The organism is Streptomyces sp. 2323.1 (assembly GCF_900221035.1).
GTDB lineage: Bacteria > Actinomycetota > Actinomycetes > Streptomycetales > Streptomycetaceae > Streptomyces > Streptomyces sioyaensis.
On the sequence record NZ_LT907981.1, the window covers coordinates 3,242,505 to 3,255,515 of the forward strand.

Annotated in this window: 10 protein-coding genes; 2 read left to right on the forward strand and 8 right to left on the reverse strand. The window is 72.6% G+C overall.

The genetic code is table 11. The features are described 5' to 3' along the window. Positions 1-458: 458 nt before the first annotated feature. The gene (locus CPH93_RS13400; protein ID WP_096212980.1) at positions 459-1,922 is read right to left on the reverse strand and encodes a cellulase family glycosylhydrolase; all 1,464 of its coding nucleotides are present in this window, start codon (positions 1,920-1,922) and stop codon (positions 459-461) included. A 243-nt stretch (positions 1,923-2,165) separates the two neighbouring features. Between CPH93_RS13400 and CPH93_RS13405 the strand changes: the two genes are divergently transcribed. Together CPH93_RS13405 and CPH93_RS13410 are read left to right on the forward strand one after the other, a co-directional pair. Then, positions 2,166-2,513 (forward strand): PadR family transcriptional regulator, encoded by a 348-nt coding sequence (locus tag CPH93_RS13405; RefSeq protein WP_093489046.1) that lies wholly within the window; start codon positions 2,166-2,168, stop codon positions 2,511-2,513. Continuing rightward, positions 2,510-3,226 (forward strand): hypothetical protein, encoded by a 717-nt coding sequence (locus CPH93_RS13410; RefSeq protein WP_096212981.1) that lies wholly within the window; start codon positions 2,510-2,512, stop codon positions 3,224-3,226. Before CPH93_RS13405 ends, CPH93_RS13410 begins: the two co-directional genes overlap by 4 nt. A 148-nt stretch (positions 3,227-3,374) precedes the next feature. On the opposite strand, the gene CPH93_RS13415 is transcribed toward CPH93_RS13410, so the two are convergent. The 7 genes from CPH93_RS13415 to CPH93_RS13445 form a co-directional block, all read right to left on the reverse strand. After that, positions 3,375-4,028, reverse strand: a complete 654-nt coding sequence (locus CPH93_RS13415) for a TetR/AcrR family transcriptional regulator (RefSeq protein WP_096212982.1) — start codon at positions 4,026-4,028, stop codon at positions 3,375-3,377. After that, positions 4,016-4,786, reverse strand: coding sequence for an enoyl-CoA hydratase family protein (locus CPH93_RS13420; RefSeq protein ID WP_096212983.1), 771 nt, complete (start codon positions 4,784-4,786; stop codon positions 4,016-4,018). Before CPH93_RS13420 ends, CPH93_RS13415 begins: the two co-directional genes overlap by 13 nt. Continuing rightward, the gene (locus tag CPH93_RS13425) at positions 4,783-6,372 is read right to left on the reverse strand and encodes a 4-coumarate--CoA ligase family protein (RefSeq protein ID WP_173909806.1); all 1,590 of its coding nucleotides are present in this window, start codon (positions 6,370-6,372) and stop codon (positions 4,783-4,785) included. Before CPH93_RS13425 ends, CPH93_RS13420 begins: the two co-directional genes overlap by 4 nt. A 96-nt stretch (positions 6,373-6,468) precedes the next feature. Continuing rightward, positions 6,469-7,635: an acyl-CoA dehydrogenase family protein gene (locus CPH93_RS13430; protein ID WP_096212984.1), complete on the reverse strand. Its 1,167-nt coding sequence runs from the start codon at positions 7,633-7,635 to the stop codon at positions 6,469-6,471. Between the two features lie 68 nt (positions 7,636-7,703). Next, positions 7,704-9,629 carry an acetyl/propionyl/methylcrotonyl-CoA carboxylase subunit alpha gene (locus CPH93_RS13435; RefSeq protein ID WP_096212985.1) on the reverse strand — a complete coding sequence of 642 codons (1,926 nt, stop codon included), beginning with the start codon at positions 9,627-9,629 and terminating at the stop codon, positions 7,704-7,706. 7 nt (positions 9,630-9,636) lie between these two features. Beyond that, positions 9,637-11,235: an acyl-CoA carboxylase subunit beta gene (locus tag CPH93_RS13440; protein ID WP_093484683.1), complete on the reverse strand. Its 1,599-nt coding sequence runs from the start codon at positions 11,233-11,235 to the stop codon at positions 9,637-9,639. Next, entirely contained in the window at positions 11,232-12,977 is a 1,746-nt protein-coding gene (locus CPH93_RS13445; protein WP_096212986.1) for an acyclic terpene utilization AtuA family protein, read from the reverse strand. The genes CPH93_RS13440 and CPH93_RS13445 overlap by 4 nt, the downstream gene beginning before the upstream one ends. Positions 12,978-13,011 lie beyond the last annotated feature (34 nt).

Genomic DNA, 13,011 nt, shown 5'->3' on the forward strand with positions numbered 1-13,011 from the left:
CGTAGGGGTTTCTCGCCGTTGCGCTTTGCGGCGCCCCCGCACGTTGTCGGCTTCCCCGCCGTAGGGGCTCGCCTGCGGCGGGCTGGTTGCCGCTGCACTGGCTGTTCGGCTGCGGGACCGGCCCTCCGGACTCCGTCCTGCGGTCCGGCCCCTCCCGTTGGGGGTGGAAGAAGACCGGTGGGGGCGGGCCTCATCCCTCGACTGCACGCAGACGAGGGCCGGGGCCCGCCCCCACCGGCCTGTTCCCACCCACTCACGGGAGGGGTCGCGCCGCAGGACGAAGTCCGGAGGAGCGGCACCGCACCCGACACACCACGCCCGCCGCAGGCGCAACGGCGAGACGCCACCACGGCGGGAAAGCCGACAACGTGCGCCGCGCCGCAAAGCGCAACGGCGAGCAACACCCACGGCGGGACAGCCAACAACGTGGGAAGCGCTCCTCTGGTCCGTGACTCGTCTCAGTGACGGGCCGCGGGCCGCAGCCCCCGAGGGAATCGGGTGAGCTGCCTCGGGCTGATCGTGACCCGGTAGGTGGCTTCGGCCCTGCCGTGGGTGGTCACGGTGACGGTCTGGCCGTGGTCGTCCCAACTGGCTTTGCTGCCTTGGATATCGACGCGGTAGCCGCCTGGGTAGATGTCCCTGGGCACGGTGATCCGGGTGGGCCCCTGGGCGTTGTCGCGGGTGCGGAAGGTGAGTGTGTAGGTGCGGGTGGCCGGGTCGTACGTGAACGTGAGCGGGTCGCCCGCGACGGCCTGCGCGTACGGCTGGACGAGCAGTTGGGCGTGGGGCTTCGCTGTGCCCGTGTGGTCGAGGAAGCAGTAGCCGCCGCCCCGGCACCACTGCCACCACGTCCAGCCGCTGGAGAAGCGGTCCAGGGAGGCCGTCATGTCGGTGACGAACTGGCCTGCGTGCGCAACGTAGGGGTTGCCGCCCCACTCCCCCACGATCACCGGCATGCGGTGACGGGTCGGGTAGTGGCTGATCGCGGCCTCGTAGGCGGGGATGAAGGTGCCGTTGGGGTCGTAGTCGGCGCCGGTTTCCATCGCGGTTTCGTAGAAGTGCGGCGCGTAGCCGGCGTGCGGGTCGTCGATGTGGCCCAGCTGGGTGGGGACGCCGGTACCGACGATGACGGTTGGTTCGACGAAGACCCACGACCTGTGGTCGACCAGGCGGATCGCGCGGGCAAGGCGGTTCCACAGCTCGGTGAGCTCGGTGGCCTCGAAGCGGGCCGCGGCGGCGGGGAGGTCTTCGCCTTCGAGGAACTTCGCGAACGGCTCATTCATCAGGTCGTAGCCGAGCAGCGCCGGGTGCCTGCCCAGGGCGGAGGCGACCGTCATCCACATGCGAGCGTGCGCGACGCGCAGGTCGGCGTCCTTGTACAGGTGGTCAAAGGCGGTCTGTACGGAGGGCTCGAAGTACTCGGAGAACCAGTCGTCGGGTACCGGCTCGAACGGCAGCCCCTCGTCGCGGGCGGCCCAGTCGGGGACGCCGCGGGAGCCGAAGTGGGGTCCGTATACGTCCTGGTGGGCGTCGAGGATGACCTTGATGTGGTAGCGGCCGGCCCAGTCGAGGATGCGGCGCATCTTGGTCAGGTAGCCGCGGTCGTAGTGCCCGGGGGTGGGTTCGAGGTCGTCCCAGAAGAACGCGAGACGCGCGAGGTTGAAGCCCCGGGCGGCCATCTCTTCGAGGTCGCCCTCGTGGATGCCGGCGAACGCGTTGGCGCCCCGGCCGCTCTTATCCGCCAGGTTGAAGCCGCGCCACTGCAGCGCGCGGCCCCGGCCGTCGGCGATGAAGGTGCGGTCACCGACCGTAACCCGGTCGGGGACGCGGTCGGGGTGGGCCTGGGCCTGGGCGGGGAGGACGCCGAGCAGGAGGGCGGCCACGGCGAGGGCGGCGGGGGCGACGCGGGAGGTCAGGCGCATGCAGGAGACCCTTTCGCGGGTGGCTGCTCGGGCGGCGTGCTGCCGGCCGGATGCTACTTGCGGGTGGGTCAAGTTCCCAAGTATTCGCGGGAGTTGGCGGCAGTTGGCGGGAGTTCGCGGGACTTCCTTTCCTCGCCGAGATCACCAGGGGCCCACCCCTGGAGATCGCACCACCTCGCCCCCCCACTACCTTGCACTGCACTAGCTTGTAGTGCATGACTCATGCTGTGTAACGTACTGGCCATGGAAGAGACGTCCACCCCCCGCGCCCAGTGGCTGCGAGGGGTACTGGATATGTGCCTGCTGGCGCTGATGGCGGAGGCCCCGGTCTACGGCTACGAGATGACCGTCCAGCTGGCCAAGGCCGGGCTCGACGTCGCGGACGGTTCGATCTACCCGGCGCTGGCGCGCCTGCGTAAACGCGAGCTGGTCACGGTCGAACGCCGCAGCGGGGGCGGGGGCCCCGCCCGTACGTACTACATGCCCAGCGAAGCCGGGATGCGGATGCTTCGGTCGTGGAGCCGCGACTGGGGCGAATTCGCCACGAGCATCCACACCATCATCGGCCCACCTGCGCGGGAGGAATCATGACACTGACGGTCGACGACGCGATACTCACGGCCACGGAGACGTGGCGCCGCCTCGGCGTCGAACAGGCGGCGGCCGATGAGATGGCTGAGGAGCTCGCCGCGGACCTGGCCGCCGCGTCCGCGGACGGCCGGTCGGTCGCCGACTACATGGGCGGGGACGTCGAGGCGCTGGCCACTTCCTGGGCGGACGAACGCGGTCTGGTGCCGGTGCGCCGGCACCTGAAGGAGACCGCCGTCGCGGCGGCCCAGGGCGCCGTGCTGCCCGCCCTTGCCGCCCTCGCCTTTTGGTATGTGAACTGGTCCCACCTCCTGGACCCCAGCGGCGAAGCCATGACGACCACGCTCGACGGGCATGTGGTGCGGGAGATTCGTCGGTCCCCCAATGTCGGCGTCCCTTTGATGTGGGTGGGCTTGCCCCTCTGCGTGGTTGCCGCTTTCTTCTTGATCCGACGCGCCGTCCGCGAGACGCTCCGGCATCATCGCGCCTCCATGATCGAAGCGACCGTGCAGACCCTGGCCAAGGCGCTTCCCGTCATTTTCGCGGTAGCGGCCGTACTGGCCGTCGCGATCGGCTACTTCGGGGACTTTGCGATCGGGTATTTCCAGCTCTTCTTCACCGTCCCCATGGCGCTGGCCGGAATGGTCGGCACCGTCGCAGCCGGCGCCGCCTGGGTCCGAAACCGCACCTGCACGCCGGTGACCGCCGGCAGTTGAACCTCGGCGCTCAGGGAACAGGATTCCTGAAATCGCTGGTGCTTCACCGGTGCTTTGCGCCTTGCCGGTGCTTTGCGCCTTGCCGGTGCTTTGCGCCTTGTCGGTGATTGTGCTTTATCGGCGCTTGTGCTTTATCAGCGCTTGTGTTTTATCGGTGCTTTCCCGACCGGCTCTGATCCGCCGGGTTCAGCACGCCGTCGATGATTTTCGCCCATTGCTCGACGACCCGGTCGCGGCGGGCCGAGTCATCGGTCAGGAGATTGGCGAGGCCCAGGCCGCGGGCCATGTCGAGCAGGCCCTGGACCGTCTCCCGGACGCCGGGCACCGCTTCGTCGGCGTCCAGGAGCGCGACCGCCGTGCGGTGCGCCTCCCGGCCCACCCTCGCCTCCAGTGCGGTGACCCGCTCGCGCAGTTGTTCCTCGTCGGAGGCGGCCACCCACAGGTGCAGCGCGGCGCGGAACAGAGGCCCCGTGTAGAGGCCGACGAGTTCCTCGACGATGACCCAGGTGCGGGCGATGGAGCCGGCCGGCGGGAGGTTGTGGGCGACGGCCTTGACTGCGCCTCGGCGCTTCTCGGCGACGTGTTCGACGGCCGCGGTGAAGAGGTCCTCGCGGGTGCGGAAGTGGTGCTGGGCGGCGCCACGGGAGACGCCGGCGCGCTCGGCGACCACCGAGACGGTGCTGCCGCTCCAGCCGCGCTCGGCGAGGCAGGAGACGGCGGCCTCCAGCAGTTTGAGGCGGGTGGCGCGACTGCGTTCCTGCTGGGGCTGCTTGGGGCCGCGGGCGGGGGTCAGCGCGCCCATGCCGGGGCCCGTCGCTCCAGGAAGGCGGTCATGCCCTCGCGGGCCTCGGCGGAGCCGAAGAGCCGGGCGGACTGTGCGGCGAGCGCGTCGGTGTCGCGGTCGAAGGTGTCCAGCACCTGGGCGGTGACCAGCTTCTTCGACTCGGCCAGGCCCTGCGGGGAGCCCTTGCGCAGGCCGTCCAGTACGGGCGCGAGGCCGGTGTCGACGTCGTCGGCGGCGAGGGTGACCAGGCCGATCCGAGCCGCCTCGGGCGCGTCGAACTTCTCGCCGGTCAGGTAGTAGCGGCCCGCGGCGCGCGGGTCCAGCCGGGGCAGCAGCGGCAGGGAGATGACGGCGGGGGCGAGGCCGAGGCGGGCCTCGGTGAAGGCGAAGGTGGCGTCCGGGCCGGCCGCGGAGATGTCGCAGGCGCCGAGCAGACCCAGGCCGCCGGCCCGGACGTGTCCGGTGATGCGGGCGACGACCGGTTTGGGCAGCGCGACGATGGCGCGCAGCAGCCGGGCCAGGCCCAGCGGGCCGTCCTTCGCGGTGCCCGAGGTGGCCTCGGAGAGGTCCGCGCCGGCGCAGAACGTGCCGCCGGTGTGGGTGAGGACGACGGCGCGGGTGTCGTCGTCGGCCGCGGCGTCCGCGAGGGCCTGGTGCAGTGCGGACACCAGGCGGGTGGAGAGGGCGTTGCGGTTGTGCGGGGAGTCCAGGGTGAGGGTGGTGATGCCGCGCTCGTGGGAGCGCAGCACCAGGGGTGTCGCGGCGGCGTCGGTCATCGGGGCGTCGAACTCCTTTCCCTGGCGCGCAGTTCGCGCCGCAGGATCTTTCCGGTGGCGGCGCGCGGCACGCTGTCCAGGAACTCCACTCGCCGCACTTTTTTGTACGGGGCGACCTGCGAGGCAACGTACGCGATGACCTCGTGCTCGGTGAGCTGGGCCCCCTGCTGACGGACGACGAACGCCTTGGGTACCTCGTTGCCGTCCGGGTCCGTGATGCCGATGACCGCGGCGTCGGCGATCGCCTCGTGCCCGAGCAGCAGCGCTTCGAGGTCGGCGGGGGCGACCTGGTACCCCTTGTATTTGATCAACTCCTTGACACGGTCGACGACATGGAGCCAGCCGTCGCCGTCCGCCCGCCCGATGTCGCCGGTGTGCAGCCAGCCCTCGGGGTCGATCATCGCGGCGGTGTCGGCGGGCCGCCCCAGATAGCCCTTCATGACCTGGGGGCCGCGGATGAGGATCTCGCCGCTCTCCCCCGGCGGCACGTCCGCGCCGGTCGCCAGGGACACCAGCCGCATCTCCGTGTTGGGGATGAGCTTGCCGACGGCGCCCGGGGGCGGGTTCGGCGCGTCGAGGGGGACGACGTGCGTACCCGGCGAGAGTTCGGTCATCCCGTACGCCTGGCGGACCGGCGGCAGGCCGAGCCGCCGGGAGCAGGCCGCGGCCAGCTCGGCGTCCAGCGGCGCGGCGGCGCTGACGAGGTAGCGCAGGGAGGACAGGTCGTAGTCGGCGACCAGGGGGTGTTTGGCCAGGGCCAGCACGATCGGCGGGGCCACGTAGACGGCCGTGATGCGGTGTTGCTCGATCGCGGCGAGGAACTGCCGCAGGTCGAAGCGGGGCAGCACGACGACGGTGGCGCCCTGCCGCAGCGGGGCGTTCATCAGCGCGGTCAGCCCGTAGATGTGGAAGAACGGCAGCACGGCCAGCACCCGGTCGTCGGGTCCGCTGGAGATCAGCGGGGCGAGCTGGGCGAGGTTGGTGGCGATGCTGCGGTGGGTGAGCATCACGCCCTTGGGGGCGCCGGTGGTGCCGGAGGAGTACGGCAGGACGGCGAGGTCGGCGGCCGGGTCGAGGGCGACGGAGGGTTCCGGCCCGGTGCAGGCGGCCAGGTCCTGGACGCCGCGGTGGCCCGGAGCCCGGTCGCAGACGAGGATCTCGGCGATGCCGCCGGCCCGCCGTGCCGCGCCGCGGGCGGTGTCCAGCAGCGCCGACACGGTGACGATCCAGCGGGCCCCGGAGTCCCCCAGCTGCTTGGCGAACTCGTCCTCGGTGGCCAGCGGATGGACGGTGGTGACCGCCGCCCCGCAGCGGGTGGCGGCGTAGAACACGGCCGGGAAGAGCACACTGTTGGGGCTGTGCAGCGCCAGCACCTCGCCCTTGCGGAGCCCGGAGGCCGCGAGCGCGGCGGCGATCCGGCGGCTGAGGTGGTCGAGCCGGGCGTAGCTGAGGGTGCTGCCGTCGAGGCCGTCGACGAGGGCGGGCCGGTCGCCGTACTCCGCCGCCCGCCCGAGGACCGCCTCGTGGATCGGCAGCTCCACGGGCGCGATGTCGGCGTACTCGCTGCGGAACACATGGGACACCATGCCTGGGCCTTTCCCTTCGGCGGCGGGCGGACGACGGGCGGAGACGGCCGCCCGGCCCGCCGGGTCGGCCCGGCCGGCACGCGCAGCATCGCGCCCTCAGTACGACTTGGGCAGCCCCAGCGACTGGTGTGAGACAAAGTTGAGGATCATCTCCCGGCTGACCGGGGCGATCCGGGCCACCCGGGCCGCCGTGATCATCGAGGCGAGGCCGTACTCCCGGGTGAGGCCGTTGCCGCCGAGGGTGTGTACGGCCTGGTCGACCGCGTGGACGGCGGCCTCGGCCGCCGCGTACTTGGCCATGTTGGCGGCCTCGCCGGCGCCCATGTCGTCGCCGGCGTCGTAGAGGTGCGCGGCCTTCTGCATCATCAGCCGGGCGAGTTCCAGCTCGATATGGGCCTGGGCGAGGGGGTGGGCGATGGCCTGGTGGGCGCCGATGGGCTCCTTCCACACCTGCCGGGTGCGGGCGTAGTCGAGGGCCCGGCCCAGCGCGTAGCGGCCCATCCCCAGGGCGAACGCGGCGGTCATGATGCGCTCCGGGTTGAGCCCGGCGAACAGTTGCAGCAGGCCGGCGTCCTCGTCGCCGACCAGCGCGTCGGCGGGCAGCCACACCTCGTCCAGGGTCAGCTCGAACTGTTTCTCCGCGGCGGCCAGTTCCATGTCGATCGGGCGGCGGCCGAAGCCGGGGGTCTCGCGCGGGACGATGAACAGGCAAGGCTTGAGCCGCCCGGTCCCGGCGTCCTCGGTGCGGCCGACGATCAGGGTCGCGTCGGCGATGTCGACGCCGGAGATGAAGACCTTCCGGCCGTTGAGGACCCACCCCCCGTCGCCGTCTCGGCGGGCCGTGGTCGTGATGCGGTGGGAGTTGGAACCGGCGTCCGGCTCGGTGATGCCGAAGGCCATGGTGCGGGTGCCGTCGGCGAGGCCCGGGAGCCAGGTCCGCTTCTGCTCCTCGGTGCCGAACCGGGCGATGACGGTGCCGCAGATCGCGGGCGAGACGACCAGCATCAGCAGCGGGCAGCCGGCCGCCCCCAACTCCTCCAGTACGAGGGAGAGTTCGGCGATGCCGCCGCCTCCGCCGCCGTACTCCTGGGGGAGGTTGACGCCGAGGTAGCCGAGTTTGGCGGCCTCCGCCCAGAGCGCGTCGGCGTGCCCGCCCTCGGCGACGGTCTGCGCGATGTACTCCCGGCCGTAGCGTTTGCCTAGGGCGGCGACCGCTTTGCGCAGGGCGCGGTGTTCCTCGGACTCGATCACAGGGTTGCTCATGACGGCTCCATGTGTGCGGTGGGTGAGGTGGTGCCCGTACGAGGGAGGAGCGGGGGCGGTGGCGGGAATCAGCCCGCGTCCACGACGGCCAGCAGTGCCCCCACTTCGACCTGCCGTCCGGTCTGGACGGGAAGCGAGGTGAGGGTGCCGGCGGCGGGGGCCGTGATCTTGTGTTCCATCTTCATCGCCTCCAGCCACAGGAGCGGCTGGCCGGCCGTGACCCGGTCGCCCTCGGTGAGGCCGGGCGCGATCCGTACGACCGTGCCGGGCATCGGGGCCAGCAGCGAGCCGGGCTCGGTGCGGGCGGCGGGGTCGGGGAAGCGGGGCAGGGCGGTGAACGACCACGAGCAGGGGACGGCGGCGGCCGCGCCGGCCCGCGGGGGTGCGTCGACGTGGACGCGGTCGCCGTAGCGGGTGACCGCGAACCGCCGCCGTACGCCGTCGACTTCGAGCACCACCTCGTCCGGGCCGTGGGTGAGCAGCCGTACGCCGGGGAAGTCCTCGGCCGACAGCCCGTCGCGGCCGAGGCGGTAGCGGATCGGGTACTCGGTGTCCCCGGAGGCGTAGGTCTTGACCTGCGGGCCAGAGGGGACGTTGCGGAAGCCGCCGAAGCGGGAGCGGCCGGCCGCGTCGGCGAGGGCGGCGGCGAGCGCGAAGACGCCCCCGCCGTCCGCGTCGGCCGCGGTCAGCGCGGCGAGGTTGCGGTCGTAGAAGCCGGTGTCCAGCGCGCCGGGGTCGGTGAACTCCGGGTGGCGCAGGGACCGTACGAGCAGGTCGAGGTTGGTGGCCGGGCCGTGGAGGGTGGCCCGTTGCAGGGCGTTCGCCAGCTTGCGTACCGCCTCGTCCCGGCTCGGCGCCCAGGCGATGACCTTGGCGAGCATCGGGTCGTAGTGGACGCCGATGGTGTCGCCGTCGCTCACCCCGGAGTCCAGCCGGACGCCGTCGGGCAGTGCGAGCCGGTGCAGGATGCCGGTCTGCGGCTGCCAGCCGGCGGCGGGGTCCTCCGCGTACAGCCGGGCCTCCACGGCGTGCCCGTGCGGGGGCGGCGGATCGCCGTCCAGGGGCCGGTCCTCGGCGACCCGTAGTTGGAGGGCGACGAGGTCGAGGCCGTGGACCGCCTCGGTGACCGGGTGTTCTACCTGGAGGCGGGTGTTCATCTCCAGGAAGTACGCCCGGCCGTCCGCGGAGACCAGGAACTCCACGGTGCCCGCGCCCCGGTAGCCGATGGCGCGGGCGGCCCGGTCCGCGGCCCGGTGCAGGGTGTCCCGCAGCCCCTGCGGCAGTGCGGGGGCCGGGGCCTCCTCGATGACCTTCTGGTGGCGGCGCTGGAGGGAGCAGTCGCGGGTGCCGAGCGTCCAGACCGTGCCGTGTGCGTCGGCGAGGATCTGCACCTCGACATGGCGCCCGCCCACGACGTACGGCTCGACGAACACCTCGCCGTCGCCGAAGGCGGCCGCCGCTTCGGCCTTGGCGGCGGTCAACTCCTCTTCGAGAAAGGCTAGTTCGGTGATCAGGCGCATGCCGCGGCCGCCACCGCCGGACGCCGCCTTCACCAGCAGCGGCAGGTCGGCCGCGGTGGCCGAGCCGGGGTCCACGGGCGCCAGCAGCGGCACCCCGGCCGCCGCCATCAGCTCCTTGGCCCGCGTCTTGGAGGCCATCGCCTCGATGGCGGCGGGCGGCGGCCCGATCCAGGTCAGGCCCGCCTCGGCCACCGCCGCGGCGAAGGCGGCGTTCTCGGAGAGGAAGCCGTAGCCGGGGTGGACGGCATCCGCGCCGGCGGCCCGGGCGGCCGCCACGAGCAGATCGCCGCGGAGGTAGGTGTCGGCCGGGGCGTCGCCCGGGAGCCGTACGGCGGTGTCGGCCTCCTGGACGAAGCGTGCGCCGGCATCCGCGTCCGAGTGCACGGCGACGGTGGAGATGCCCAGTTCGCGGCAGGTGCGGAAGACGCGGCGGGCTATTTCGCCGCGGTTGGCGACGAGGACGGAACGGATCACTGCTGCCTCACATCCGGAAGACGCCGAAGCCGCCCCGCGCGCCCTCGACCGGGGCGGTGTGGAGGGCGGACAGGCACAGGCCGAGGACGGTTCGGGTGTCGCGCGGGTCGATGACCCCGTCGTCGTAGAGCCGCCCGGACAGGAACATCGGCAGCGACTCCGACTCGATCTGCTGCTCGACCATGGCGCGCAGCCCGGCGTCCGCCTCCTCGTCGTACGGCTGCCCCTTGGCCGCTGCCGAGGCGCGGGCGACGAGGGAGAGCACGCCGGCCAGCTGCTGCGGCCCCATGACGGCGGACTTGGCGCTCGGCCAGGCGAACAGGAAGCGGGGGTCGTAGGCGCGGCCGCACATGCCGTAGTGGCCGGCGCCGTAGGAGGCGCCCATGAGGACGGACAGATGCGGGACCTTCGAGTTCGACACCGCGTTGATCATCATCGCGCCGTGTTTGATGATGCCGCCCTGCTCGTACTCCTTGCCGACCATGTAGCCGGTGGTGTTGTGGAGGAAGAGGAGGGGGATGTCGCGCTGGTTGGCCAGCTGGATGAACTGGGCGGCCTTCTGGGACTCCGCGCTGAAGAGCACGCCCTGGGCGTTGGCGAGGATGCCGACGGGATAGCCGTGCAGCTGCGCCCAGCCGGTGGCCAGGCTCGTCCCGTAGAGCGGCTTGAACTCGTCGAAGTCCGAGCCGTCCACGATCCGGGCGATGACCTCACGGGGGTCGAACGGGGCCTTGAGGTCACCGGGGACGATGCCGAGCAGCTCGTCCTCGTCGTACTTCGGCGGTGCGGCCGGTCCTGGATCGGGTTGTGCCTTACGCCAGTTGAGGCGGGCGACCACCCGCCGGGCCTGGCGCAGCGCATCCGGCTCGTCCAGGGCGAAGTAGTCCGCAAGGCCGGAGGTACGGGCGTGCATCTCGGCGCCGCCCAGCGACTCGTCGTCGCTCTCCTCGCCGGTCGCCATCTTCACCAGCGGCGGTCCGCCCAGGAACACCTTGGCGCGTTCCTTGACCATGATGACGTGGTCGGACATCCCGGGGACGTAGGCACCGCCCGCGGTCGAGTTGCCGAACACCACGGCGATGGTGGGGATGCCGGCCGCCGACAGCCGGGTGAGGTCCCGGAACAGCGCGCCGCCCGGGATGAAGATCTCCTTCTGGCTGGGCAGGTCGGCGCCGCCGGACTCGACCAGCGAGATCAGCGGCAGCCGGTTGGCGAAGGCGATCTCGTTGGCCCGCAGCGCCTTCTTCAGCGACCAGGGGTTGCTGGCGCCGCCGCGCACCGTCGGGTCGTTGGCGGTGATCAGGCACTCCACGCCCTCGACGGTGCCGATGCCGGTGACCACCGAGGCGCCGACGGGGTAGTCGCTGCCCCAGGCCGCGAGCGGGGACAGCTCCAGGAACGGGGTGTCGGGGTCGAGCAGCAGCTCGATCCGCTCCCGGGCGAGCAGTTTGCCGCGCTTGCGGTGCCGGGCGACGTACTTCTCCCCGCCGCCCGCGGTCGCCTCGGCGTGTGCGGCCTCGACCTCCGCGAGCTTGGCGAGCATCGCCGTACGACGCTCGGCGTATTCGGCGCCCGCCGGGTCGAGCCCGGTTGCGAGCACGGTCACCACAACACCTCCGGTATGTCCATGTGCCGCGCGCGCAGCCACTCCCCCACGGCCTTGGCCTGCGGATCGAACCGGGCCTGGGCGGCGACGCCCTCGCCGAGCAGCCCGTCGACGACGAAGTTGAGCGCGCGCAGATTCGGCAGTACGTGCCGGTCGACCGGCAGGCCGGCGGTCTCCGGCAGCAGCTGCCGGAACCGTTCGACGGTCAGCTCGTGGGCCAGCCAGCGCCAGCCCTGCTCGGTGCGGGCCCACACCCCGACGTTCGCCGAGCCGCCCTTGTCCCCGCTGCGGGCGCCGGCGACCAGGCCGAGCGGCCCGCGCCGGGTGGCCCCGGCGGTCAGCGGCTCGGGGAGCGGCGGGTCGGGCAACCGCACCACCTCCTGGGAATCGGGGGCTGGTTGGGTGTGGATACGGGTGCCGTCCGGCAGTACGGCCCGGTGCGGCACCTCCGCCGCGTCCACCGCGACCGCCTCGAAGACCCCGTACGGGGTGCCCTTGCCGGGCGGCGCGGTGACGTGAAAGCCGGGGTAGCTGGCCAGCGCCAGCTCGACGGCGGCGCCGCTGACCACCCGCCCCACCGCGTCCTGGTCGGCGTCCCGCACCACCAGCCGCAGCAGGGCGCTCGCCTCCTCCTGGACGTCCGCGTCGTCCCGGTCGGTACGGGCCAGCGTCCAGCGCACCTCGGCCGGGCGGTGCTCCGCGGCATCGAGGGCGGCCTCCATCTGCCGCCGGACCAGCGCGGCCTTGGCCGGGATGTCCAGCCCGGTCAGCACGAAGGTGACCTCGTTGCGCCAGCCGCCGAGGCGGGTCAGCCCGGCCTTGAGCGTCGGCGGCGGCGCCTCGCCGCGCACCGCGTCGATCCGGACCCGGTCCGGCCCCTCCTCGGTCAGCCGTACGGTGTCCAGCCGCGCCGTCACGTCCGGCCCGGCGTAGCGGGCGCCGGAGGTCTCGTACAGCAGCTGGGCGGTGACCGTGCCGAGGGTGACCGCGCCGCCGGTGCCGGGGTGCTTGGTGATCACCGAGCTGCCGTCGGCGGCGATCTCGGCGAGCGGGAAGCCGGGCCGCAGCAGGTCATGGTCCCCGAAGAACGAGTAGTTGCCGCCGGTGGCCTGGGTGCCGCACTCCAGCACATGCCCGGCGACCACCGCCCCGGCCAGCTGGTCGAGGCCCTGCGGCCGCCAGCCGAAGTGCGCCTGGGCCGCGCCGCTGACCAGCGCGGCGTCGGTGACCCGCCCGGTCACCACCACATCGGCACCGGCCCGCAGACACGCGGCGATCCCGCCGCCGCCCAGGTAGGCATTGGCGGTCAGCACCCCCTCGCCCCACCCCCCGCGGCCCAGCAGGTCGTCACCCTCGACATGCGCCACCCGGACGGACACCCCGACCTTGTCGGCCAACTCCCGTACGGCATCGGCCAGTCCGGACGGATTCAGCCCGCCCGCATTGGCGACGATCCGCACCCCGCGCTCGACGGCCAGCCCGAGCCCGTCCTCCAACTGCCGCAGAAAGGTCTTGGCGTAGCCGCGCGTGGGGTCCTTCAGCCGGTCCCGGCCGAGGATCAGCATGGTCAGCTCGGCGAGATAGTCGCCGGTCAGCACGTCCAGGGGGCCACCGGTGAGCATCTCGCGGAGGGCGTCGAAGCGGTCGCCGTAGAAGCCGGAGGCGTTGCCGATGCGGAGCAGGGCGGGGTCCGCGCCTATGGGGCGCACGGGGCCGGCGCCGTGCGCGGGGGCGGCACTCATGCCGTGGCTCCCGTCTACGGGGGCGCCCCTCATG